The sequence below is a fragment of the Roseburia hominis A2-183 genome, from assembly GCF_000225345.1.
GTDB classification, from domain to species: Bacteria; Bacillota; Clostridia; order Lachnospirales; family Lachnospiraceae; genus Roseburia; species Roseburia hominis.
In genome coordinates this window covers 764,438-789,577 of the sequence record NC_015977.1, presented here as the reverse complement: position 1 = coordinate 789,577, position 25,140 = coordinate 764,438, and the positions used below count along the sequence as shown (strand labels likewise).

Below are 25,140 nucleotides of genomic sequence, written 5' to 3'. Positions count from 1 at the left end.
AATCTACCTTATTTTAATCTCTTTATGGCTTCTTTTCAATGCTCTTTTTGACAACTTTTACGTTATTTTCCCCCAAAAACTTAGTTAAATTGTTCACAATCTCCGGTTCGATGCAGATACTGTAGTTTTCGGGCAGCCGCTTCATCGCCTTGACCGATGAAATATAGATCACCACCGTGTCTTTCCCATCCGAATCATGGAGCATGGCATAGAGTTCTTTTTCCTTTTCCGCAAACGCTTCCTTGGTCTCAAACTGAAGCCATAATTCATCGCCGCGCCGCGCGGGAACCTGCGCGGCTGCACCGCCACGGCTTGATCCGCCGTCTCCCGCGGATGCCGGACTGCTGCCCGCATTCCCGCCTGCACCGCGCCGGTATCCTCCGCCCTGCCGGTAAGTGCGCTGTTCCTGTGGCATTCCGTTCTCTGCCTGTTCAAACGTACAGATCTGCTCGCAGACGATCTTGGCGTTTTTATCCTCCTCCACGTTGGCATGTCCGCGGATAAATACCTTCTCATCCTCATTCAGCAGCGTATGATAGCGCTCATACTCGCCAGGGAATACGATTACCTCCACCGTGCCGAACAGATCCTCGAGCGTGAGAAATGCCATCGTCTTATTATTCTTCGTATATTTGATGGTCTTCTCCGTAATCATTCCGCCGATGATAACCTTCTGGTTATCCCGTAGCTTGACCTCGCCGCTCTCCTCGTCCAGCAGGAAATCCGACGTCACTGCCGATATGATTCTGCGCCATTTTTCCTCGTATTCCTCCAGCGGATGGCCGGTCAGATAGATACCGATGACTTCCTTTTCAAAGCCAAGCTTGATCTCCTTGCTGTACTCTCCAACGTTGGGATACTGAATCTCATAGGCTTTTTTCTCCTCCTCCGACACCAGATCAAACAGGCTCATCTGTCCCGCCAGCGACTTCTTTTTCGTCTGCACCTGCTGATCCATCAGAGCGTTGTACACCATCATCATCTGCTGTCTGTTACCGTCTAAGGTATCGCAGGCACCGGATTTGATGAGATTTTCGACGGTGCGCTTGTTTACCTCAGAGTCCGCCACCCGCTCAATAAAATTCTGCAGGGTACGGTAGGGACCGTTCTGATTCCGCTCCGCTATGATCGCATCCACCACCGAACGCCCGATACTCTTGATCGCATACAGTCCGTAGCGGATGCCGTCTTTCGTCGCCGAAAAACGTCCCTCGCCCTCATTGATATCCGGGGCCAGCACTTTGATGCCCATCTGTCTGCAGGTATAGATATACTCCGCCACCTTCCGCGGGTTATCAATCACGGAGGTCATCAGCGCCGCCATAAATTCCACCGGATAATAATATTTCAGATACGCCGTCTGATATGCGACCACCGCGTATGCCGCCGCATGGGATTTGTTGAATGCGTACTTCGCAAAATCCACCATGGAATCGTAGATCTCATTCGCCGCCTTCTCACTGATACCGTTTACAATACAGCCTTTGATCCCCTGCTCCTCATTTCCGTAAACGAAATTGTGGCGCTCCGCATCAATGACATACTGCTTTTTCTTACTCATCGCACGGCGGATGTTATCCGCCTGTCCCATGGAATAGCCGGCAAGATTCTGCACGATCTGCATGACCTGCTCCTGGTAGACAATACAGCCATATGTCGGCTCCAGGATCGGTTCCAGTTCCTTGCAGGTGTATGTGATGCTCTCCGGCTCGTTTTTTCCCTTAATGTACTTTGGAATGAAATCCATCGGTCCCGGACGGTACAGAGAGATTCCGGCGATAACATCCTCCAGACTCTGCGGTTTTAACTCCTTCATGAAGTTCTTCATCCCGGCACTTTCAAGCTGGAAGACGCCCTCGCATTTTCCGGTTCCAATCGCATCCAGCACCTTCTTGTCGCCATAATCAATCTGGATCGCATCCGGATCGCTGTTGTCATTATAATCGATGTGATCGACGTCGATCCGCACACCGTGATTCTTCTCCACAAGGGCAACGGCATCTTTGATTACGGTAAGCGTCCGAAGTCCGAGGAAGTCCATTTTTAACAGACCGAGTTCCTCGATCGTTGTCATGACGAACTGCGTGGTAATCGTGCCGTCTGAAGCTCTGGAAAGCGGTACATACTCATCCATCGCCTTCTGTGAAATCACGACACCCGCCGCATGCATGGACGTATGGCGCGGCAGTCCTTCCAGACGTTTTGCCATATCGATGAGTGTATGCACCGTGTCATCCGTCTCGTACATGGTGCGCAGCTCCGGATTCATGGTAAGCGCCTTATCGATGGTGATGTTCAGTTCGTTTGGAATGTTCTTCGCAATCGTATCACAGAAATTGTACGGCAGATCCATCACACGCCCCACATCGCGGATGACTCCGCGCGCAGCCAGCGTACCGAATGTGACGATCTGCGTCACGCAGTCCTTGCCGTATTTCCCGATTACATAGTCAATGACCTCACTTCGTCTCTCATAGCAGAAATCAATATCAATATCCGGCATCGTGACACGCTCCGGATTTAAAAAACGCTCAAACAGAAGATTATACCGGATCGGATCAATATTGGTGATACCGGTCGTGTAGGAGACAAGACTTCCCGCCGCGCTTCCACGCCCCGGTCCGACCGGGATGCCATGCGTTCTGGCATAATTGATAAAATCCCACACGATCAGGAAGTAATCGACATATCCCATCTTCTGAATAACGGAAAGCTCATAATCAAGCTGCGGCAGCAGCTCGTCATGGCGGTCCGGATAACGCTGGATCAGTCCCTCATGACACAATTTGTTCAGATACGTCCAGGAATCATACCCGTCCGGCACTGTAAAGTGCGGCAGCTTCGTCACGCCGAATTCAATCTCCACATGACACCGGTCTGCAATCTTCTGGGTATTCTCGATTGCCTGCGCGGCATAGGGAAAAAGTGCGCGCATCTCCTCCTCGGATTTGACATAATACTGTCCGCCCTCATAGCGCATCCGGTTCTCATCGGACAACTTTTTCCCTGTCTGCAGGCACAGCAGGATATCATGTGCCTCCCAGTCCTCCGCATAGGTATAGTGCACGTCGTTGGTGGCGACAAGTTCAATACCAAGTTCCTGGCTAAGCCGCATCAGACCGGCATTCACTGTCTTCTGATCCGGAATTCCGTGATCCTGCAGTTCCAGGAAATAATTGCCCTTACCGAAGCATGCCTCATAGCGCTGCGCCGTCTTCTTCGCCTCATCATAAAGACCTCTGACAAGATAACGCTGCACCTCACCTGCCAGACAGGCACTCAACGCAATCAGCCCCTCATGATACTGTTCTAAAAGTTCCATATCGACACGCGGTTTATAGTAGTATCCCTCCACAAATCCCTTCGATACAATCTTCATGAGATTCTGATACCCCTGGTTATTCTCCGCCAACAGCACTAGGTGATAATAGCGATCCTCCCCATGGGACATCTCCCGGTCAAATCTGGAGTTCGGTGCCACGTAGACCTCGCATCCCAAAACCGGATTGATCCCTGCCTTCTTCGCTTCCTTATAAAAATCAATCACGCCGAACATGACACCGTGATCCGTGATGGCTCCCGCTGTCATGCCAAGTTCCTTGATTCGTTTTACATATTCTTTGATTTTATTGGAACCGTCCAGCAGACTGTACTCTGTATGGACGTGTAAATGTGCAAATGACATAATAAATCCTCCGTTTTTTCATTATATTATGAACAACGGAATTATTCAAATCTTTTCACGGATCATTCCCGTGCTTTCCCATATCAGAAATAGATAGACACGTCCCGAAATTGTTTGGTTGATAATAGCGGCAGACCCGCCGCTTAAGAATGAGACAGACTCGTCTCTACATTCCAGACAGGAACTCTTCCACAGTTGTTGAGCGCGCAGCAAGTTTCAGCCACTTTTCCAGTGTCTCATCATCCTGTTCTCCTGCGATGCGCTGCTGCTCTTCTGCCGGAATAGTTCCAAGTTCGGCTGCTAATGACAATATACTCTGTGCTACTTTTGACGCTGCAAGTGACTCCGCAAGCGGCTTCGCAAGCGACTCCGCAAGCGGCTCCGCCATCGACTCCGCAAGCGTCTCCGCCATCGACTCCGCAAGCGTCTCCGCCATTGACTCTGCCATTGGCTTCGCGAGCGTCTCTGCCATTGATTCCGCTATCGAAGGTGCCATCAGCTTTGCCCTTCGCTCCGCTTCCTCACGGATATACTCTTCCATCGTCATATAGCCTGCCTCCAATTTTCGATCACGTTTTAGATATTTGACTCTCTCATGAATATTACGGATTTTTTCATCCGGATGCATACACATCGAAACGCACACTCTTAAAATCGCTGTCAAGAAACAGTGTGTGCTCCGCATGCGCCTTCACGCGTGGAATCTCCTTATTCAGGACAATCTCCAGCAGATTTCTGCAGATCTCCTCGTCCTGCAGGGCTGCTGCAAACAAATATGCATTGGTCAGATTCAGTTTCTGAAAACTTTCTCCCATATACAAGTACCTCCTCTGTGGGAAGTGCCTGCCTGTAAAATATTATAAATCATTCTTACGTCAAATGTCTATTGGTCGAAATCACGAATTTCCAGATCAGGTTTCTGGATATCGACTATCTCAGGATGCATTTCTTTCTTTTTTGTGTTATAATGCGTTGCACAAATGTAACAGAAGGGATCTTGATCTACATGGGAAAAACAGGACTGATTGTCGAGGGTGGCGGTATGAAATGCGCTTACAGCGCCGGTATTCTGGACAAGTTTTTAGATGATTCTATCGCATTCGACTATTGTATCGGCGTCTCTGCCGGAGCTGCCAACACCCTCTCCTACCTTGCCGGCCAGCGCGGCAGAAATCTGCGCTTCTATACTGTACACCTTGACGATCCGCGCTATCTTTCCGTCCGCAGCCTGCTTCGGACCGGGAATCTGTTCGGTCTCCAGTATATCTACGGAACGCTGACCAACTCGGACGGTGCCGACCCGATTGACTACGATGCCATCATGAAAAATCCGGCTGAATTTTATATGCCGGCAACGGATGCCCTCACAGGAAAGGCAGCCTATTTTTCCAAGTTCGACATCGTGCGCGACGACTACCGCACCATCATGGCGACCTGCGCGCTTCCTGCGTTCTGCCGCCCGGTCAATGTGAACGGACATTTCTACTACGACGGCGGTGTTGCCGATTCTATCCCGGTACACCATGCCTTAGAACACGGCTGCGACAAGGTTGTCATCATCCTGTCAAATCCGCGCGATTTCGTGAAGCAGCCGGAGGCACACCGGCCGATCTACAAGCGCATGCTGCGCAGATATCCCAAGACCATCGAAGGGATCGACCACCGCCATATCAATTATCAGGCTTCGATTAATCTTTCCAACCGGTTAGAAAAAGAGGGCCGTGCCTTAATCTTTGCGCCGAGCCGCCATCTGCCGCTAGGCACTTTTTCCAAAAATGCAGCCTTGGAACAGCAGCTTTACGACCTGGGCGTATCCGATTATGAGGCAAAACGCGCTGCCCTGCAGGAGTTTTTAAAGGCGCAGGGTCACTCATAGGTTTTCTTTAAAAATGCCTCTGCCCCCTCCTGTGTTTTTTCCATGAATTCCCCTATATCCGTCCAGCGGAGCAGAAGTGTATCTTCCGTATAGCCCTGCTTCTTAAAATAAGTTTGGGCATACTGTTGATACGCCTCCTCTGTCAGCGGGTTTCCGTCCGCATCCTTACAGACAATCTGCGCCTCCCCTTCATCACCGCTGTTCCCCGCCACATACAGCCATGACATGGTTGCCAGAGTCTCCACCTTAATCTCATCCTCCAAAACAGACATGGCGTCTGTCGCATAGAGATGCTCCGCTGGCGAAACCCTCAAATCATCATACACAATATAATATTCCTGCAAAGTTTCTTTCGTTTCTTTCCGATACACGGTAAGCTCATCCGCAATCAAATCCGGTTGGGAATCCCCCTCTACAAAAGACGTCTTCAGTTCCTTTAACGTGCCATTCTCCTCCACCCTGTAAAACCTGCTGTACGTATAGATTCCGGTTCCCCCACAGTTCGATACAATCAGCTCCAGTCTGCCATCGTGATCAAGATCTGCTATCGCAAACTGATACATCTCATCTGCGTAATCTGGATCATTCACCCACTGATTCCTTGTCCGCGCAATGACGGCAAGCTGATCGTCCGCATCCTCCACATCGGAATTTTCTGTCTGCTCTTCCGCCTGTGCAATACTTTGTATCTTCTCTGTCTCATCTGAGGAATTTAACTGAGCTTCCTTCGTCTCTCGCTCCGTCTCTCCCATCCCGTCTGCGTGCGGTAAAGCCGTCCCGCACCCGGCAGTTATCGCACAGATAAGCATTCCTGCTATCATGATCTTCCTGTTTTTCATCGCTCCTGTCCCACTTTTGAAAAATACATCGGTATCTATCCTTTTAAAATATGTAGTATCTGTTTTATTTTAATGACTTCACAGGCATTTTTCAATCTTTCGTTTCACTCAAGAACAACGTGTGCGCTTGCCGCACACTTGCGCATCCTCGCGGAGCGTTTTTGTGTAATAGGAACGAAGTTCCCTATTACACAAAAAAAGGGGCGGAGGCTTTCTGCCTCCGTCCCTCTTCTCTGTTCCTGTTTTAGATCAACCCTCACGCTTTCACTGCTGCCGTCAGTTCATTTCCGGAGACATCAATCAGAATCGTATCTCCCTCCCTGACTTTATCCGCAAGAATCAGCTTTGCGGAAAGTGTCTCCACATGCTTCTGTAAGAACCGCTTTAACGGTCTTGCACCGTAGATCGGATCATATCCGTTTTCCACGATATACTGCTTTGCCGCATCGGTCAGTTCCACCGTGATCTCACGGTCTGCCAGACGTTTGTTGAGATCTGCAACCAGAAGGTTGATGATGTTACCGATGTTGTCCTTCGTCAGCGGCTTAAACATAATAATCTCATCCAGACGGTTCAAAAACTCCGGACGGAAATGTCCGCGCAGTTCGTCCATAACTGCCGCTTCGCACTCCGGATTGATATCCCCGTTTGCATCGATGCCCTCAAGCAGATGTGCTGATCCAAGGTTCGATGTCATGATGATGATTGTATTCTTAAAATCGACGGTACGTCCCTGTGAATCTGTGATTCGTCCATCGTCCAGTACCTGCAACAGAACGTTGAACACATCCGGATGTGCCTTCTCCACCTCATCAAACAATACCACCGAATACGGCTTTCTGCGCACTGCCTCGGTCAGCTGTCCACCCTCATCGTATCCGACATATCCTGGAGGCGCTCCGATCAGACGGGAGACGGAATATTTCTCCATATACTCACTCATATCAAGACGCACCATATTCGACTCATCATCGAAGAGACTTGCTGCAAGCGCCTTTGCAAGCTCTGTCTTACCAACACCGGTCGGTCCTAAGAACAGGAATGATCCGATCGGCTTACTCGGGTCTTTGATACCTGCTTTGGAACGGATGATTGCTTCCGTCACTTTCGTGACGCCCTCATCCTGGCCGATGACACGTTTGTGCAGTTCCTCGTCGAGATGCAGCGTCTTGTTACGCTCGCTCTCCGTCAGCTTTGCCACCGGAATTCCTGTCCATCTGGAGATGATCCGCGCAATCTCTTCCTCACTGACGTTTTCATGCACCAGGGAAAGGTCGCGTTTCTTCACGGCTTCCTCCTCGATCTCCAACTGCTTCTGTAGCTGTGGCAGCTTGCCGTACTGCAATTCGGCTGCCTTCTCCAGATCGTACTTCTGCTGTGCCATCTTGATCTCATTCTTGACCGCTTCGATCTCCTCACGCAGCTTCTGTACTTTTTCTACCGACTTTTTCTCATTCTCCCACTGCGCTTTCTTCGTGTTGAATTCATCGCGCAGCTCTGCCAGTTCTTTCTGCAGATTTGCCAGACGCTCCTGGCTCAGACGGTCGGTCTCCTTTTTCAGCGCTGTCTCCTCAATCTCCATCTGCATGACACGGCGGTTCAACTCGTCCAGTTCCGTCGGCATGGAATCCAGCTCGGTCTTGATCAGCGCGCACGCCTCATCGACCAGATCGATCGCTTTATCTGGAAGAAAACGATCCGAAATATAACGGTTGGAGAGCACTGCTGCCGATACCAGCGCAGAATCTGTAATCTTAACTCCATGGAAAACCTCGTAGCGCTCCTTCAATCCACGCAAAATGGAGATGGTATCCTCGACCGTCGGCTCATCCACCATTACCGGCTGGAAACGACGCTCGAGCGCCGCATCTTTTTCAATGTATTCGCGGTACTCATCCAGGGTCGTCGCACCGATACAATGCAGTTCACCACGCGCAAGCATCGGCTTTAACAGCTGTCCGGCATCCATCGCACCATCCGTCTTGCCCGCACCCACGATCGTGTGAAGCTCATCAATGAACAGGATAATCTGTCCCTCGGAACTTTTCACCTCATCAAGCACTGCCTTTAACCGCTCCTCGAATTCACCGCGGTATTTTGCACCTGCGATTAACGCACCCATATCCAGTGCAAACAATTTCTTGTCCTTTAAGCCCTCCGGCACATCGCCTTTTACAATTCGCTGGGCAAGCCCCTCGACAACAGCCGTCTTGCCGACACCCGGCTCACCGATCAGCACCGGGTTGTTTTTCGTCTTACGGGACAGAATCCGCACGACATTCCGGATCTCATCATCACGTCCGATGACCGGATCCAGCTTCTGGTCTCTCGCACGGGCTACCATATCATACCCGTACTTCTCCAGCGTGTCGTAGGTTGCTTCCGGATTGTCCGATGTCACGCGCTGATTGCCGCGGACTGTCGAGAGCGCCTGCAAAAACCGTTCTCTGGTAATGCCGTACTCCTTAAAGATCTCCTTCAATGCCTTATTCGGATACTTGATCAGCGCCAGGAACAGATGCTCGACAGAAACATACTCGTCCCCCATCTGCTTCGCCTCATCCTCGGCATGAATGAGCACCTTATTTAAATCCTGTCCGACATAGACCTGACCGCCAGACACCTTGACACGCGCTGCCAGATGCCGCTCGGCGTTATCCATGAAGTGCTCCTTCTGAATCTCCATCTTCTCAATCAGCTTCGGAATCAGTCCATCCTCCTGCCGCATGAGTGCAACCAGAAGATGCTCCTGCTCGATCTCCTGATTTCCATATTCATAGGCAAGCTTCTCGCAATCGTTAATGGCTTCCACTGACTTTTGTGTAAATTTCTGAATGTTCATAAGCGTACCTCTCTTTCTCTTCCTATGATATACAGGCGGCACATATCTATGCGCCGCCTGCTTTGTTCTCCCTGTTACAATTATGTTATAGCACCAGTTGTTAGCACTGTCAAGAGGTGAGTGCTAATTTTTTCAGATAATTTTACCGCCAGCAGAAGCAGGGACTTCCTGCCTAATATGGTCTGCTCTCCAACAGCTCCGAGAGATCCATCTCACAGTCAAAATATGTCTCCTCCACATACTGGATCTTCTCCACGCTTTCCCCCGCCTCCAGGCGGCGGATCGTCTCCTCCACAAGCGGGGCTGTCAGCGGATTGCATTCAAAATCAGCCGCGATGTCCCCGGTCTGGATTGCCTTGAGGGCATCCCTTACCGCATCAAAGGACAGGATAATAATGTCCCCGTCACTGCCAATCGTCCTGCCCGCCTCCCGGATCGCCTCGATAGCGCCAAAGGTCATATTGTCATTCTCGCTGATTACAACATCAATATCCTCGTATTTTTCGAGAAATTCCTTCATAACCTCCTGCCCCTTTGCCTGCGTGAAATCCCCCGACTGGCGCTCCAGCATCACCCAGTTTTCATTCTGCTGGAGAACCTCTGCGAATCCGTCTGTCCGCCCGATCTGTGCAGAGGAGCCCAGCGTCCCCTGGAGAGATACGATATGAACTGTCTCCCCGCTCCGCCCCTGCTTTTCCAGATAATTCTCCAGCCAGTGCCCGGCGTTCCTGCCCTCCTCCGCGAAGTCACTGCCCACCCAGCATGTATACAGGCTGTCGTCCTCCATCTCCGCCCTGCGGTCAGACAGAATCACCGGGATTCCGGCTTCCTTCGCCTCCTCCAGAACGGATTCCCAGCCTGTCTCCACGATCGGGTCGAGCACGATATAATCCACCTCCTGCAGGATCAGATTGCGGATTGCCTTCACCTGGTTCTCCTGCTTCTGCTGTCCGTCCTCGAAGATCAGATAGTAGCCGTTTTCCTGCGTGAACACATCCTTAAAGGACTGTGTGTTGGTGGTTCTCCAGTCGGATTCCGAGCCGACCTGCACATATCCGACCACAATATAGCCGTCCTGCTGCATCGTCTGCTCCGTATCCAGCTGTCCCGCAGTCTCTCTCTGCTCCCCACTCCCACAGCCGGCTGTAAAGAGCAGCTGGCTGGCAAGCAGCGCCGCCGCGATTCCTTTTTTTCCCACAGTCCTCTTCTGAAATATGTTCATATTCCTCCCGCCTTTTCTCCTGCCGGCTGCACCTCCTGCCCGGGGTGCTTTTTTAACGCAGCACGGTATTTTCCCATAGAGGAGCCAAAAGGCTGCCGCATGAAGTGGACAGCCCCTGGACAGCCTTGTTTTTATTTGCTCTTCTCTTTGATCTTTGCAAAGATACTCTGTAATACGATGAAGAAGCAGAGCAGCGCAGCCACCGCAATGTTGGACCACGAGCTGAGCAGCTTGCCGTTCGTCTTCACCAGTGTGGAAATCGTTCCGTTGATAAGTACACCAAAGAAGGAGCCGATGACATTTCCCACACCGCCTGTCAATAATGTACCGCCGATAACGGAGGAAGCAATGGCATCCATCTCAAGTCCGAGTGCCTGCTGCACATTTCCCGACATCGTGTTCAGGCAGTAGCAGATGCCACCGATCGAGCAGAGGAATGAGGAAAGCACATACGCCTTCAGCTTCGTCTTCTTCACGTCCAGTCCCATCATGGTCGCCGACTGCTCACTTCCTCCGACTGCGTAAAGGCTTCTGCCGAACTTGGTATAGCGGAGCATGAAAAATACGGCTATCAGCACGAGCAGCGCCACGATTACCGATACACGGATAAACGGAACCTGCACCACGCCCTTGTTGTTGGTATAGGAGCCAAACGGAAGGCTGATCTTCGTATTGGCAAGCTTTACAAAAAATGCATTGCTGCTGATGGAGATCTGTTCCGTGCTGATCACGGCTGTCATGCCTCTGGCGAAGAACATTCCCGCCATTGTCACAATGAACGGCTGGATATTCAGATAGCCGACACAGAAGCCCTGCACCACGCCGAACACAATCCCGATGGCAAGCACAAGTATGCAGAGCAGAACCGCATTCATGTTCCAGCGCTCCATGCCGACGGCAAGAATCATGCAGTCCATGGCAACCAGCGAGCCAACGGAAATATCGATGCCGCCGGTCAGCATCACGCAGGTCATTCCACAGGTGATGCAGAGCAGGCCCGCATTATTGATAAGGATGTTCAAAAACGTCTGCAGATGTGTGAAGCCCTTATTGGAATAAATCACACAGCCCACGGCATACATCACAAAAAATAACGCGATGGTAATTATCAGAAGAACCGTATTTCCATTTAATTTTTTCGCTTTCATTATGCAGCACCTCCTTTGGCAAGCTGTCTCCTTACAGACATTTTTTTCATAAATGCCTTAAACGGAGGTGCCTGGATTGCCACAATAATGATAACAATGACCGCCTTGTACACCGGTGCCTGCTCGGTCGAGATGCCGAGCGCATACAGGGTGGTGGTGATCGCCTGGATGGTGTACGCACCGATAATAGAGCCTGCCAGCCGGAACTTTCCGCCGCCGAGGCTGTTGCCGCCGAGTGCAACTGCCAGAATCGCATCCAGCTCGAAGTTCAGTCCGATGTTGTTGGAATCCGCAGAGCTGATCCGGGAGGAAGCAACAATGCCGGCAATTCCTGCACACAATCCGCAGACAACATAGCACAGGAAAATGATGCGCTCGGAATTGATGCCCGCGATGCGGGAAGCCTTCTTATTGATGCCGACGCTCTGGATATATAAGCCCAGTGCGGTCTTGCGGAGCACCAGCGATGTGATCAGGATGCACACGATGGCAACCACGATCGGTGTCGGCATAAATCCGAGATAGCCGCCGAAGATTTTAAAGGAATCATCCCGGACGTATACGATCATGTTGTTGCAGAGCAGAAGTCCGATTGCCCTCGCCGCCGAAAACAGGATCAGCGTTGCCACCATCGGCTGCACATTCAGATACGATACCAGAAAACCGTTAAACGCACCGCTGGCACATCCCATCAGGATGCCGCCAAGCACACCGACGATCAGCGGCGCTGCAAGGCTGTTGGTGGAGGACACGCCGTAGCCTGCCAGAAGCATGCAGCAGAACGATGCCGCCAGTGACATGACCGAGCCGACGGAAATATCCGTTCCTGCCGAGCAGGACACAACCAGCGTCATGCCGATGGCAAGAATGGCAATCTCACTGCCGCGGTTTAAAATATCAATGATGCGTCCGTACAATACCCCGTTGCGGATGGAGATGGTAAAAAAGTTAAATGCAAAATTTCCTGCCATCACATCATAGATGATATTTACCGCCATCACCAGTATCATACAGAAAATCGGTAAAAACAACGGCTGGCTGACCAGCTTCTTAAACTTACTCATTCCTGCCACCTCCTGCTATGGACTGCATTACATGCCCCTGGGTCAGTTCCTCAGTGATCTCTCCCACTTCCTGACCATCCCTTAATACCACCAGCTTGGAGCATGTTCTGAGCATCTCCTCAATCTCGGAAGAGATGAAGATCAGACTCTTTCCCTGATCCGCAAGCTCGATCACAAGCTTCTGGATCTCAGTCTTTGTCCCGACATCGATACCTCTGGTCGGCTCATCCAGAATAAGGAATTCCGGATCTGTGGCAAGCCAGCGTGCCAGAATCACCTTCTGCTGGTTTCCGCCGGAGAGCTGCCCGATCAGGGTCTCCCTGCTCGCCGTCTTGATCTGCAGCAGCTCGATATACTTGTCTGCGATCTCGTTCTGTCTGCTCATTGGAAGCAGCTTAAACATTCCGCGCTTTGCCTGCATTGCCAGAATTATATTTTCTCGTACAGATAAGTCTGCGATAATGCCCTCTGCCTTTCTGTCGTCCGGAAGAAGTCCCATTCCAAGATTCATCGCATCAATCGGCGCATTGATCTTTGCCTCTTTTCCGTTGACAAACAGCTTACCTGTCTGGTTTTTATCCGCTCCATAGATGACACGCGCCAGCTCACTGCGTCCCGAGCCAAGCAGACCTGTCAGTCCCACGACCTCACCCTTATGTATCTGTAAATCAAACGGCTTGATCTTTCCCTTGTGGCTCATGCCCTGCGCATCGATAACCACCGGCACATTGGTGAAATCCTTCTTCTCTTCTGATTTTACAGCTGCAAGGTCATCAAAATCCTTGCCCATCATCGCTGCAACCAGCTTTACCCTTGGCAGCTCCTCAATCGGATATTCTCCGACCAGTATGCCGTTCCGGAGCACTGTGATCCGGTCACAGACTGCGTATACCTGCTCCAGAAAGTGTGTCACAAACACAATCGCCACACCCTTTTCCTTCAGCTGCCGCATAAGAACGAACAGCTTTTCAACCTCATGGTCATCCAGGGAGGATGTCGGCTCGTCTAAAATCAGTACCTTACAATCCATATCCACCGCTCTTGCAATCGCAATCATCTGCTGGAGCGCCAGTGAATACTCTTCCAGATTTTTGGTTACGTCAATATCAAGATCCAGGCTCTTAATAATCCTGTTGGATTTTGCTGTCATCGTCTTCCAGTCGATGGTTCCAAGCTTTGTCTTCGGCTCCCTGCCGATAAATAAATTTTCTGCCACACTCAAATTCGGGCAAAGATTGACTTCCTGATACACCGTGGATATGCCCTTTTTCTGTGCATCCAGGGTCGAATGATTGACCACCGGTTCATCGATCCCGTCAACGCGTATTTCTCCCGCATCGAACGCGTTGATTCCGGTCAGACACTTGATCAGTGTAGATTTCCCGGCACCATTTTCTCCCATCAGTGCCATGATCTCGCCCTTCCGCAGTGTAAGATCCACATTGTCCAGTGCCTTTACGCCCGGAAATGTCATGGTAATCCCCCGCATGGTCAGTACCACATTATGCTCCATTTTACTCCACCCTTTCCTTAAAATTGGGAGAGACCAACGGGCCTCCCCCATTACAAATTCCCTGTCTGTGAAGCAGCTTCTTCTCTGTCCCTGCTATAATGTTTGTCCTGTTGCCAGACCGTCTTAATACTGTGCGTCAACGATCTCCTGTGTAACCACGGTAAGCTCCTGCTCCTCGCCGTTTACCGTGATGGATGAAAGGATGTCCTCATTTACATACCAGTGCTCAACCATGTATACTTCCTTGTCAGGTGTGCTGCCGGACTCTAACTGCTGGATAACATCCTCTACAAACGGAGCTGCAAGCGGGTTGCACTCGAAGTCTGCATTGATGTCGCCGGACATTACATACTCAAGACCTGCGGTGCAGGCATCGAAGGAAATCAGGATCACGTCTCCGTCCACACCATAGGAGATACCTGCTGCCTTCATGGCATCCATCGCACCAAATGCCTCGTTATCGTTCTGGCATACCACTACATTGAACTGTCCCTCGTAGCTCTTGATGTAAGACTCCATAACCTCCTGTCCACCAGCCTGTGTGAAATCACCGGTCTGGGAATCCAGAATGTTCCAGCCGTTTGCATCTGCGATCTCCTTGAAGCCGTCCGTACGTCCGATCTGTGCGGAAGCACCGGTTGTTCCCTCGATAACGAGCACGTTCACGTCGCTGATGCCCTTTGCATCCGTGTAAGCCTTTAACCACTCACCTGCTGCAAGACCCTCATTCTTGAAGTTGGAGCCTACCCATGAAATATATTTGTCCGAATCATCAATCGTACGGTCAATGACGATAACCGGAATACCTGCCTCCTCGCACTCTGTCAGTACCGTGTCCCAGCCTGTCGATACGATCGGGTCGATGATGATGTAATCCACATCCTGCTCGATGAAGCCACGTACTGCCTCCAGCTGGACTGCCGAATCCTGGTCGCAGTCAACGAACTGGAGATCATATCCGTTCTCTGCCGAGAAGATGGACTGTGCGGAATTCGTGGATGCGGTACGCCAGTCAGACTCATGGCCAACCTGTGCAAAGCCGATTTTGATTACATCCCCGTCAGCTGCGTCTGCCGCATCTGCTGCGTCAGAAGCATCCGCTGCTTCGCTGTCCGCTGCCGTATCTGCGTCTGCTGCATCTGCTGCCGTTGTGTTGCTGCTGTCAGCAGCCTCCTCGCTTCCGCAGCCTGCCAGTAAGGTTGCGCCCATTGCCATGCACATCAGTACACTCACTAACTTTTTTTTCATTTTAAAAACCTCCCAAAGTTTTTATTAGATTTGGTTAAGTCCTTAACCATGTACCTATTATAGCTTTCGGACGGTTTAAAAAATACCGACTGGCTTTTGAAATAAGTAAAATTTTTTACTAAATTATGAACAGCTCATTCACAATTTTGCCGTATTTTCCTCAAAAGGTGTAATTTTTTTGGAAATGTTGCGTTTTCTTTTGATTTTCTCTGCCCGGCACGGAATCCGCACCCAGATCTCGGTGCCCTGCCCGTAGGTGCTCTGTATCTTCAGTCCGTACTCCCTGCCATAATTGAGCTGGATACGCTGGTTGACATTGAACAGTCCGAAGCCGCCCGTCTCCTCCTGCTCCGGCTCCTGCTCCCCGTCGCGGAGCATGGCGCACACCTGCGCAAGCCGCGCACCGTCCATTCCGATTCCGTCATCCTGCACCTTGAAAATCATGACATCCTGGCAGAGTACACCGGACACCCGGATATGTCCGCCGCCGCGCTTGTTCTTGATGCCGTGGTAGAGCGCATTCTCCACAAGCGGCTGGAGCGTCAGCTTGATGATCTCATATTCATAGAGCTCCTCCGGAATCGCAATCTCATATTCCAGTATATCCCTGTAGCGGAACTGCTGGATCTCTAAGTAGCTGCGGATGTGCTGCTCCTCCTCCTTTACCGTGATGAACTCCCGCCCCTTGCTTAAGGTTGTCCGAAAAAAGCTTGACAGGGACGACACCATCCTCACGACCTGCTCCGTGTCCTTCGACTCCGCGAGCCAGATGATGTTGTCCAGTGTATTGTACAGAAAATGCGGGTTGATCTGCTCCTGCAGCACGCGCAGCTCCGCCGCGCGCAGATTCAGCTCCTCCACGCGTATATCCTCCACGAGATGCCCGATCTCCTCCACCATCTGGTTAAAGCTGCTGTTCAGAACCGAGAGCTCATCCAGCTCCTCGTCCTGCGCCCGGATCGCAAAATCCCCGCTTCCCGCTGCCTGCGCAGCCTCACACAGCCGCTGGATGGGCTCCGTGATGCCCCGCACAATCCTCCTGCTGACCATCCATGCCCCGAGCAGTATCAGGACGAGAATCACTGTGATCGCCGTGATGGCACTCTCCACATCCGCGCGGATTCCCATCCGCAGCTCCTCCATGTTCGTTGTCTCATAGTAGATATAATACTGGATCTGCTCCTGTATCAGCTCCGTCAGGACGCGGATATTCAGATCCAGACGCTCCATGTTCGTCTCATAAAGCCCGGTCACAAGCGCATCCTTCTCGATCTCCTCCACACGATCCTCCAGCGTGTCAAGACTCTTTAGTATGCTTGACAGCCGGTTCGCGGCGTACTCGGAATCTGCCTCCTCATAGAGCTCGCCGAACACCTCCCGCGCGGCCTGTATCATCCGGTGCGGCTGCTCCGTGTCCACCAGCTCCTCGGCACGCTCCGAATTGACTACGATAATATACATCACGTAGTCCATGTCCTCCTTGAAATTGATGTTGTACGCGTTTGCCTTTGTGATTCTCCTGACAATCCCGTCATACTCGGAGGAAATCTTGTTCGTCATAATCAGAAGATACGCCAGAAGTATGGTCAGCGGCACCACACAGATCAGCAGCAGCATATAGAGCCTGCTCTTTAGTGAAAACCCTCTCTTCAATATCCATCTCCCCTTTTACCCTCTGCTGCGGTACTCACCCGGTGTGCAGCCCTGCGTCTTCTTGAACAGGTTGCTGAAATAATGCGCATCCCGGTAGCCCACCTCAAAGGCAATCTCCGTTACCTTCTTTCCCGTCGTCCTGAGCAGCTCCTTCGCTTTTTCCATGCGGATTCTTGTAAGATATTCTACGAACGTCTCTCCCATTTCCTGACCGAATACCGTGCTGAAATGGCTCGGACTCAGATTTACCTCCGCTGCGACCATATTCAGGGAAATCCCGTCCTTCTCAAAATGATCGTTGATGTAGGTCTTTGCCTTCTGCATGATGCCGTCGTATTTTCCGTCCACCGCCTCACTGCGCAAATCCAGCACCGCCGAAAAAAGCTTCTTAATATATTCCCTGGTCTGCTCAACCGTGGTCAGGTAGGCTGCCATCTCCTTCGCATCGCCGCACCGCTCCACGAGATCCCTGCTCTTGTAACCGCTCTTCTCCAGAACGGAAACCGCCGTCACATACAGATCCATCACCACGTACTGGCGCAGGAAGATAGACTTTACATTGCCGTCCCCGAGCTGTGCAAAGTAATCCTCCACGAAGCCGGACACCTCCTCCCTAGTGCCCGTGTACAGAAAAGCCTCTGCCTGCCGCTGACTCAGGCTGGAGATATTCAGCTCCCCGAGCTTTACATCCTCCAGAACCTCCGCCGCAGTCTCCCCCGGCGTCTCCTCCTCAAGGATCTGGTTGCGCTCTACCGAATAGCGTCTGGAAAAGCACAGGTTGGTCTGCCGGTAGCACTGCTGCAGCTCGCTGAAACGCTCCACCGGTGTCCCGAGCGCCGCGACATACTCCACCGCCGTCTCTCTCCGGAAATACTCTGCCAGCAGGCTTTTTACCTGCTCTGTCGTCTCCGCGAGAGACTGCTGCCCTGTGCCCTTCAGCACAAAATCGTACTCCGCCCGGCCCTGCTTTGCGACAATCAGATTGCCGGACTGCTCCATGTACTTCTCCAGCTCCTGCTCGAAGGCTTTTATCTTCTCCGGCAGGACATCCTCCTTCTCCTCGGAGAACAGCTGGAGCATCATGATATTGTACTGCTCCGCAATCAGCTCAAGTCCCAGTTCCTTCGCCTCCTGGAACACCGACGCATAGGTATGCTTTCCGGAGACCATGTGCCGGAACAGCCGCTGCCTGCCGGCAGATCTCACCTCCTCCGGCGTCTGCTGCTTCTGCTTCCCGCGCTCCTCCTCGATCTTCTGACCGATCTTCTTGAGTGTCCCGATCAGCTGTGCACCCGTGACCGGCTTCACCAGATAATCCGTGATTCCGATGTCGATTGCCTCTTTTGCATACTGGAACTCGTCATACCCGCTCAGGAGTATGATCTTGGTCTCCGGCAGCTCGTGCTTCACGAGACGGCTCAGCTCCAGTCCATCCATGAACGGCATCTTAATGTCCGTGATCAGAATATCCGGTCTCGTCTTCTGGATGATCGGATAGGCGAGCTCCCCGTCGCCCGCGTCACCGACAAATTCAAAGCCTTCACCCTGCCAGTCGATGTTGTTCTTTATGCCCTCCCGCATAACGATCTCATCTTCCGCTAAAAAAACCTTTAACATATGAAATTCCCCTCAATACATTTTCCTGTAAAAACCATTGTAAATTCATTTTATCACACCTGCGAACAAAAAACACAGAAGATTTTGGCTGTCCGGGATGCCTATCACCGGATTCTGCTCGATGCAGTCGATACCCTCGTGCAGAAATGTCCCCCCGCATACGCAGGACTTCCGGCGCTCAGGGAACGCATCTATTTAGGTATCCAGCTTCTGGAAAGCTTTGCGCACACCCAGCTGGAGACTTCCCTCTGCAGTCAGTTTGATATGGAATCCATGCAGACACTCTGCCTCCGGATTGCAGTGGAGCTGCTGACACCGCCGCATCAGACGGGATCCGATACGGCAGTGTCATGTTCACACTAATCTTATGAAAACGCCCTGCGGTCTTAAGCTTCCGTGCTCCAATCCGTTCGCGAACAGGCAGTCCTCCGGCTCCGGCAGTCCCCGCTCCCCTGTCCGCACCGGTTCCTCCCCGGCGTTAATGCAGACCTCCAGCGTTTTTTGTCCTTCTTTTTTCTTATAATAATGTAACAATCTGGAATCCTCTCTGACATCCCACATCACGTTCCCGCTCCTTGTCTGCGGATACTGCCTGCGCATCGCAATCAGCCGCTTTACCTGTCCGGTCAGCTCCGCAAAGCTACCCGCATCGATCTCCTCCCACGGCATGCACTTCCGGTTCGCCTTTGTTCCGCCTCCGTCCATGCCGATCTCGGTGCCGTAGTAGATACCCGGCGCGCCCTGCATGGTGAACAGAATCGCAAGCTGTGCCAGAAACGTATCCGCATTACCGTGACATCTCTCCATCAGACGATCCGTATCATGGGAATCTAACAGATTAAACAGCACCCGGTTCACCTGCTCGTAGTACATGCTGTAACACTGGTTAATGCCATGCATAAAATCCATTCCGCTCTGTACCGCATCTGCCCAGAAGTTATTCACACACGCCAGAAACGGATAGTTCATCGTCGAATCATACTCGTCGCCGAGCAGCCACGGGAAAGAATCGTGCCAGATCTCGCCGAGCAGGAAAAGCTTTGGATTGCACTTTTTCAATTCCAGACGCAGATGTTTTAAAAATGCATGTGAAATCTCATTGCCGACATCAAAACGGATTCCGTCAACCTTCCAGTCACATACCCAGTGCTTCGCAATGCCGGTCAGATACTCCATCACATCCGGCTCGCTGGTATCAAATTTTGGCATATTGTCGACAAACGCAAACGAAAAATAATCCCCCCGCTTCGTCGCATGGGTCCGCTCATCGATCGGCCAGCGGTTCACGCAGAACCAGTGATAATAGTCGGACTGCGGTCCCTTTTCCAGCACGTCCTGCCAGAGCGCGCACTTCGCTCCGCAATGATTAAATACCGCATCGATCATCACGCGAAGTCCGAGCGCATGCGCCTCCGTAATCAACGCCTTCAGTTCTTCCTCCGTGCCGATATCCGGCTCCACGCTGTGGTAGTCGATCGTGTCGTACCGGTGGTTGGAATCCGACCACAGAATCGGATTTAAGTAAATACCTCCGACGCCGAGGTCTGCAATATAGGCAAGGCGGCTGCGGATTCCCGCCAGATCACCCCCGTAAAACTCCTTCCATGTTGCATCCTCCTGACAAGCCCATTCCCGGCAGGAATGACGCTTTTCTCCTGGATTTTTTCTGCAGAAACGATCCGGGAAAATCTGATACCACACGATATTCTCCGCCCATTCCGGCACCTTCATAATGTCCGCCCGGTTCATCCACGGATAGATAAAACGCTGGATCATCCGGTCCGCTGGAAAGCGCTCTGCCGCTTTCACAAATCCATCCTCATACAGGCAGACGCTCTCCCCGCCGCCGGTGATCTCAAAATGGTACTTGACTCTGCGGTACACCGGTGTGAGGACGGCACTATATACATTTCTGTGCGCCAGTTCCCGCTCCAGTTCCATCGGCACCCGCTCGCCCTGCCAGTTCTGCTCGTTCTCGGCAATCCCGGCGGAATACGGGTCGCCCGCCCAGAGGATCACCTCGTCCACATCTTTTCCTGTCTGAATACTTATTTTTAAATGTCTCTCATCAAGCGGATAGCAGTCTAAAAAATACGCCCGATGTGTAATTTCTGCCAGATTCATAGTTTTCCCCCTGTACAAATTTGCTGCAGATCTCCTGTCAGCTGCTCCGGGAACTCCGGATTTCTATTCTACGCACAGTATATCTCTGCGAGGGGAATTTTTCTCACACTATCAATCGCGTAACCTGTACAAAACAATCATTTTTTCTTTCACTTCTATCACAGCATCCGGCCGGAAAGCAGTTCGCTTCCCTCTTCGTAATCCAGGTTCTCATATGCCGCATGCAGTTCTGTCAACAGTTCCCGTTCCTCCGCTGTCAGATGGGCACGCGCAAACCGGGAAAGTCCCTGCTCAATCCCGTTTAAATCACACGCATCAAAAGCTTCCCTAAGCTGCGCCAGAATCTGCTGCTTTTCCTCCGGTATGTCCTCTGCCGTGGCTGCGCCTTCCCCCTGTATCTCCTGCGGCAGATTCTTTAATTCATCCTCGACACTCTCTAACGTGTGCCGGATCGTCTCCAAAAACTCTGTCATATGCTTTTCCATGTATCGGATATTTTCTGTCTTTGCCGCCATTTCCATGATTTCTGCGCTCTCGCTTAACGCCTGTCTGCCGATCTGCTGGCTGGCGCCCTTGATTCCGTGCACTTTCGTTCCGAAAAGCTCCAGCTGCTCCGGCACATAGCCCGGCAGTTCTGCTGCAAGCGATCCCGTCTCCTGCAAAAACGTCTGCAAGAGACGGCGGTATGCCCCATGGTTCATCTGCGCGTGAAGCAGGAAATCCCTGCGCTCTGCGACAGGCAGATAAGTCTCAATCACTTTCTTTAGCTCTGACACATCGATCGGCTTGTCCAGATACGCCGTAAATTCCGGTCTGCGATTCCGATGCTTTAACTCCGCGGTAATATCAGCAGTCATAAGTACCATTGGGATATCGCAAAACTGGCGGATCTCCTTCGCCGCTTCATCGCCATTTTTTTCCGGCATCCTCTGATCCAGAAAAATCAGCTGATACTCCTTCCGCGCTGCCGCCTCCACAGCCTCCTTTCCGTTGCGCACAACATCCAGTGTAAACCGCCACGGCGCTGCGAGTTCCTGGAAAATCTCCTGATTGATCCGCATATCATCCGCGAGCAGAACATGTGCCCCCGGATAGATCCATGTCGGCTGGATCCGCTCCGTATAGACCACTGACTCGCGCAGCAGACTGTCCGTCGTATAGCACACCGCATCATGCAGGGTGCTTCCGCACACCTTCTGCCGGATTTCCACGGTAATCGTGGTTCCCCTGGTGCCGTTGCTCTCGGCGCGGACACTGCCTCCCATACGGTTTGCAAGTTCCTTTACAATGCTAAGTCCCAGTCCGTTTCCCGACTGTCCGCTCTCTGCCGCATAGCTCACATAAGAATCAAATCCCTGCCGCAGCTGTTCGCTTGTCATTCCGGTGCCGGTGTCCGACACCCTGCAGCGGACCATCACATCCGAGGAATCCCGGATTGCCTCACAGGTAATCACACAGCGGATCTCGCCCTCCTCTGTGAACTTGACCGCATTTGCGAGCAGATTCTGCAAAATTTCCCGGACGCGCATGGCATCCCCATACATTTTCTCCGGGAATTCTCCCTGTATACAGGCCTCAAACCACACCCTCTTCGACTGCAGATTGATGACACACATGTGTGCCACCTCCTCGAGCACCTGATCCAGCCGGTAGCACTCCGCCATCAGCTCGAACTTTCCTGCCTCAATTCTGGAATAGTCAAGAATCGCATTCACCTGTTCCACAAGGCTGTTCCCAGCTCCCTTGATGTGAAGCAGGAGTGCACGGTCACTTGCCGTGAGTTCCTTGCGGCTGCTTAAAATATCCGTGATTCCGATGATGGCGTGCAGCGGGCTTTTCAGGTCATGGCTCATCTGCGCGAGGAAATCACTTTTCCGCGCCGTCTGCATCTCTGCTTTTCCCTTTAATGCCTGCATCAACTGCGTCTCTTTTTTCGGGCTGGTAATATCCCAGGCACCGAGAATATATCCACGAAGCCTCCCTGAATAGTACACCGGCGTACACTGACACTGATAATACTGTCCGTTCTTCTCGATCTCCCGGCTCTTTTTTCCCTCCTGTATGGACTTCGCCAGCTCCTCCGCCTCCTGCATGTATCCGCGGTGCCTGCGGCTGTTTCTCTCATACAACTGCATCGGACCCGCAAACAGACTTCTGCCGCTGCGGTTCGCATCAACGCAATAAAAATTGGTATCCAGCAGTACCACTGCCGTATCCGAGTCATCGTACAGCCGCTCGCGCAGAAGCTCGCCCGTATCCATCAGCTGATCCGTCTGGATCAGATAATGAACCGCACCGCAGACACCAGTTGTAGCTGCCAGCATCAGAAGATTGCCCGGAATAGTAAAAAACTTTTCCGCGCACATCGCTGCTGCATTCACGAGCAGCACAATATAGAGCAGATTGGCAATCTGATGCTCATGCATGGTCAGGGAACGGCGCAGATAGGCGTAGGTCCCCATTGCAACGATCGCCGCCGTACATCCGATTAAGTAAATTCTGAAATAAATGTGATAGATTTCCGGCTGCCGGTAGCGCATAAAAACAATCACATTCAGCGCGAGCAGCACACAAAACATAATCCACTGCACCCCGTAGGGGATATGGATTTTCAGAAAATCCATGATATAGATAAGAATCAGATAAAGCACCTGAATTAAGAGCATGTCCTTCAAACGCCCGAACAATTCTGTCTGTCCGGTGAGCGTAAGGACAACCTGATAGAAATTATATACACCGATCAGTCCGACCAGCAGCGGCAGCAGCCTGTGCTGTCTGGAATATGCACCGGAAGTGGCATATTCCTGCAGTACATACAGCGTATAACAAAGACATATTATCTGAACCAATAATATCATTCAATCTCACTCCGCCCCATCAGAATCCTCTTGATCTCTGTCTTGACAAAGACCGGCTTGTACGGTCTTACAATGTAACCTGCCGCGTCCAGATTCCGGCACAGCGTGACCGTCTGTCTGTCGCAGAGCGCCGTGACGAACAGGATCGGCACCGTGTGATCCGTCATCTCCATAATGCGTTTGGCCGTCTCGATACCGTCCATCTCCGGCATATCGATATCCATCAGCACCAGATCCGGCGCCGGATGTTTTTTCAAATACAGCAATGCCTGGTGACCGGATTTCATCAGGATGACATCATATAACGGCTCTAAAATGCCACGCAGCATCTGCAGATTCGTCTTCATATCGTCCACAACCATGATCCGGCAGCGTACCGGCGGGCGTATCATCTCGTTGCGCTCCTTTTCTGCCTCTTCCGTGGAGAAGCCGGATTCCGTCTTCATACGCAATGTAATATGGTAGTTCGCTTCGTTGGACAGATCCAACAGTTCCCCGTCCATCAGACGCACTACGGGTCTTAAATTATGTACGCCAAAATTCTCATAGATGATGGCTTCTCTTCCATCGGAAAGCGTAACCATCGTTCCCTTCGGATAGAGCGGCACATACTTTAGAAGTGTCTCCACTACCTCGCGGTCAAACATGATGCCGCAGCCGCCCATCAGATACTCTGTCGCCTCGTACGGTGCGTATGGCTCCTTGTACGGGCGCCTGGACGTAAGTGCATCATAGACATCCGCCACGTGCAGAATCCTGGTAAACATCGTCTGCTGCGCGCCTTCCAGCCCGTCCGGGTATCCGCTTCCGTCCACATTTTCATGGTGATGCAGCACGGCCTCCTTGATATGCGCAGAAATATCCCACCGCTCACTGATAATCTGGTACGACAGTGTTGCGTGGGATTTCATAATCAGATATTCTTCCTGTGTCAGACGTCCCGGCTTGTTTAAGATCTCATCCGGGATCTGCAGCTTTCCGAGGTCATGAAGCAATGCCGCAGTCACAAGATGCCCCAGCTCCACTTCACTCATCCCCATACCCATTCCAATGACGCCGCAGTATACCGCCACGTTCACAGAATGTGCGTAAGTGTAATCGTCGTAGCTTCTTAAGTCCGTAAGATCAAGAGACACATTTCCGCAGGATAAAATCTCCTCCACCATGCGTCTGGCAATCAACTTACATCCGTCAATGTCGCAGGCACGGATGCGCTCCTGTCCCTCCTGCCTTAACTGCGGCGTAATCACACTCTCAATCGTGATGCCCTCTGAAAGTTTATCTTCTATATATATACCGTCGAATCCGTAAGCTTCCAGTTTTTCCAGATAGCTCTCCGTCAATTCGCAATGGCAGCCAATCAACGTTCTTCCGACGGAATCATAAAGGTCGGCTGCAAGAACCATGCCCGGTTCTGCCTCCCTGAGTGGTACATAACGCATAACATTCCT

Annotated in this window: 17 protein-coding genes; 2 read left to right on the top strand and 15 right to left on the bottom strand. The window is 51.6% G+C overall.

The window, feature by feature from the left end; all coding sequences use genetic code 11:
- Nucleotides 1-22: 22 nt before the first annotated feature.
- The 3 genes from RHOM_RS03555 to RHOM_RS03545 form a co-directional block, all read right to left on the bottom strand.
- Entirely contained in the window at nt 23-3,685 is a 3,663-nt protein-coding gene (locus RHOM_RS03555; protein ID WP_014078889.1) for a DNA polymerase III subunit alpha, read from the bottom strand.
- A gap of 166 nt (nt 3,686-3,851) precedes the next feature.
- Entirely contained in the window at nt 3,852-4,232 is a 381-nt protein-coding gene (locus RHOM_RS03550) for a hypothetical protein (protein ID WP_014078888.1), read from the bottom strand.
- A 67-nt stretch (nt 4,233-4,299) separates the two neighbouring features.
- The gene (locus tag RHOM_RS03545) at nt 4,300-4,500 is read right to left on the bottom strand and encodes a hypothetical protein (protein WP_014078887.1); all 201 of its coding nucleotides are present in this window, start codon (nt 4,498-4,500) and stop codon (nt 4,300-4,302) included.
- A gap of 191 nt (nt 4,501-4,691) precedes the next feature.
- Here RHOM_RS03545 and RHOM_RS03540 point away from each other — a divergent pair, with 191 nt between their 5' ends.
- Nucleotides 4,692-5,561 carry a patatin-like phospholipase family protein gene (locus RHOM_RS03540; protein WP_014078886.1) on the top strand — a complete coding sequence of 290 codons (870 nt, stop codon included), beginning with the start codon at nt 4,692-4,694 and terminating at the stop codon, nt 5,559-5,561.
- Here the strand turns inward: RHOM_RS03540 and RHOM_RS03535 are convergent.
- The 9 genes from RHOM_RS03535 to RHOM_RS03495 form a co-directional block, all read right to left on the bottom strand.
- The gene (locus RHOM_RS03535) at nt 5,552-6,382 is read right to left on the bottom strand and encodes a hypothetical protein (RefSeq protein WP_147628976.1); all 831 of its coding nucleotides are present in this window, start codon (nt 6,380-6,382) and stop codon (nt 5,552-5,554) included. The genes RHOM_RS03540 and RHOM_RS03535 overlap by 10 nt on opposite strands.
- Nucleotides 6,383-6,656: 274 nt before the next feature.
- Nucleotides 6,657-9,242 carry an ATP-dependent chaperone ClpB gene (gene clpB, locus RHOM_RS03530; protein WP_014078884.1) on the bottom strand — a complete coding sequence of 862 codons (2,586 nt, stop codon included), beginning with the start codon at nt 9,240-9,242 and terminating at the stop codon, nt 6,657-6,659.
- A gap of 172 nt (nt 9,243-9,414) precedes the next feature.
- The gene (locus tag RHOM_RS03525) at nt 9,415-10,440 is read right to left on the bottom strand and encodes an ABC transporter substrate-binding protein (protein ID WP_044024809.1); all 1,026 of its coding nucleotides are present in this window, start codon (nt 10,438-10,440) and stop codon (nt 9,415-9,417) included.
- 155 nt (nt 10,441-10,595) lie between these two features.
- Entirely contained in the window at nt 10,596-11,612 is a 1,017-nt protein-coding gene (locus RHOM_RS03520) for an ABC transporter permease subunit (protein ID WP_014078881.1), read from the bottom strand.
- Nucleotides 11,612-12,676, bottom strand: coding sequence for an ABC transporter permease (locus RHOM_RS03515; RefSeq protein ID WP_014078880.1), 1,065 nt, complete (start codon nt 12,674-12,676; stop codon nt 11,612-11,614). The genes RHOM_RS03520 and RHOM_RS03515 overlap by 1 nt, the downstream gene beginning before the upstream one ends.
- The gene (locus RHOM_RS03510; protein WP_014078879.1) at nt 12,669-14,189 is read right to left on the bottom strand and encodes a sugar ABC transporter ATP-binding protein; all 1,521 of its coding nucleotides are present in this window, start codon (nt 14,187-14,189) and stop codon (nt 12,669-12,671) included. The genes RHOM_RS03515 and RHOM_RS03510 overlap by 8 nt, the downstream gene beginning before the upstream one ends.
- A 123-nt stretch (nt 14,190-14,312) precedes the next feature.
- Nucleotides 14,313-15,437, bottom strand: coding sequence for an ABC transporter substrate-binding protein (locus RHOM_RS03505; RefSeq protein ID WP_014078878.1), 1,125 nt, complete (start codon nt 15,435-15,437; stop codon nt 14,313-14,315).
- 138 nt (nt 15,438-15,575) lie between these two features.
- The gene (locus RHOM_RS03500; RefSeq protein WP_242823158.1) at nt 15,576-17,090 is read right to left on the bottom strand and encodes a sensor histidine kinase; all 1,515 of its coding nucleotides are present in this window, start codon (nt 17,088-17,090) and stop codon (nt 15,576-15,578) included.
- 15 nt (nt 17,091-17,105) lie between these two features.
- Nucleotides 17,106-18,707, bottom strand: coding sequence for a response regulator transcription factor (locus tag RHOM_RS03495; RefSeq protein ID WP_014078876.1), 1,602 nt, complete (start codon nt 18,705-18,707; stop codon nt 17,106-17,108).
- An 84-nt stretch (nt 18,708-18,791) separates the two neighbouring features.
- Between RHOM_RS03495 and RHOM_RS03490 the strand changes: the two genes are divergently transcribed.
- The gene (locus tag RHOM_RS03490; RefSeq protein WP_044024601.1) at nt 18,792-19,070 is read left to right on the top strand and encodes a hypothetical protein; all 279 of its coding nucleotides are present in this window, start codon (nt 18,792-18,794) and stop codon (nt 19,068-19,070) included.
- On the opposite strand, the gene RHOM_RS03485 is transcribed toward RHOM_RS03490, so the two are convergent.
- The 3 genes from RHOM_RS03485 to RHOM_RS03475 form a co-directional block, all read right to left on the bottom strand.
- Entirely contained in the window at nt 19,062-20,831 is a 1,770-nt protein-coding gene (locus RHOM_RS03485; protein ID WP_014078874.1) for a glycoside hydrolase family 13 protein, read from the bottom strand. The genes RHOM_RS03490 and RHOM_RS03485 overlap by 9 nt on opposite strands.
- Nucleotides 20,832-20,989: 158 nt before the next feature.
- Nucleotides 20,990-23,689: a hybrid sensor histidine kinase/response regulator gene (locus tag RHOM_RS03480; RefSeq protein WP_014078873.1), complete on the bottom strand. Its 2,700-nt coding sequence runs from the start codon at nt 23,687-23,689 to the stop codon at nt 20,990-20,992.
- A complete protein-coding gene (locus RHOM_RS03475; protein WP_014078872.1) occupies nt 23,686-25,131 on the bottom strand; it encodes an HD domain-containing phosphohydrolase in 1,446 nt (481 codons plus the stop codon). The genes RHOM_RS03480 and RHOM_RS03475 overlap by 4 nt, the downstream gene beginning before the upstream one ends.
- Between the last annotated feature and the right edge of the window lie 9 nt (nt 25,132-25,140).

Excerpts from the sequence above, each read along its gene's own strand:
- RHOM_RS03555 (WP_014078889.1), bottom strand. The coding sequence starts at position 3,685 with ATGTCATTTGCACATTTACACGTCCATACAGAGTACAGTCTGCTGGAC.
- RHOM_RS03550 (WP_014078888.1), bottom strand. The coding sequence starts at position 4,232 with ATGACGATGGAAGAGTATATCCGTGAGGAAGCGGAGCGAAGGGCAAAG.
- RHOM_RS03545 (WP_014078887.1), bottom strand. The coding sequence starts at position 4,500 with ATGGGAGAAAGTTTTCAGAAACTGAATCTGACCAATGCATATTTGTTT.
- RHOM_RS03540 (WP_014078886.1), top strand. The coding sequence starts at position 4,692 with ATGGGAAAAACAGGACTGATTGTCGAGGGTGGCGGTATGAAATGCGCT.
- RHOM_RS03535 (WP_147628976.1), bottom strand. The coding sequence starts at position 6,382 with ATGATAGCAGGAATGCTTATCTGTGCGATAACTGCCGGGTGCGGGACG.
- clpB (WP_014078884.1), bottom strand. The coding sequence starts at position 9,242 with ATGAACATTCAGAAATTTACACAAAAGTCAGTGGAAGCCATTAACGAT.
- RHOM_RS03520 (WP_014078881.1), bottom strand. The coding sequence starts at position 11,612 with ATGAAAGCGAAAAAATTAAATGGAAATACGGTTCTTCTGATAATTACC.
- RHOM_RS03515 (WP_014078880.1), bottom strand. The coding sequence starts at position 12,676 with ATGAGTAAGTTTAAGAAGCTGGTCAGCCAGCCGTTGTTTTTACCGATT.
- RHOM_RS03510 (WP_014078879.1), bottom strand. The coding sequence starts at position 14,189 with ATGGAGCATAATGTGGTACTGACCATGCGGGGGATTACCATGACATTT.
- RHOM_RS03505 (WP_014078878.1), bottom strand. The coding sequence starts at position 15,437 with ATGAAAAAAAAGTTAGTGAGTGTACTGATGTGCATGGCAATGGGCGCA.
- RHOM_RS03495 (WP_014078876.1), bottom strand. The coding sequence starts at position 18,707 with ATGTTAAAGGTTTTTTTAGCGGAAGATGAGATCGTTATGCGGGAGGGC.
- RHOM_RS03485 (WP_014078874.1), bottom strand. The coding sequence starts at position 20,831 with ATGAATCTGGCAGAAATTACACATCGGGCGTATTTTTTAGACTGCTAT.
- RHOM_RS03480 (WP_014078873.1), bottom strand. The coding sequence starts at position 23,689 with ATGATATTATTGGTTCAGATAATATGTCTTTGTTATACGCTGTATGTA.
- RHOM_RS03475 (WP_014078872.1), bottom strand. The coding sequence starts at position 25,131 with ATGCGTTATGTACCACTCAGGGAGGCAGAACCGGGCATGGTTCTTGCA.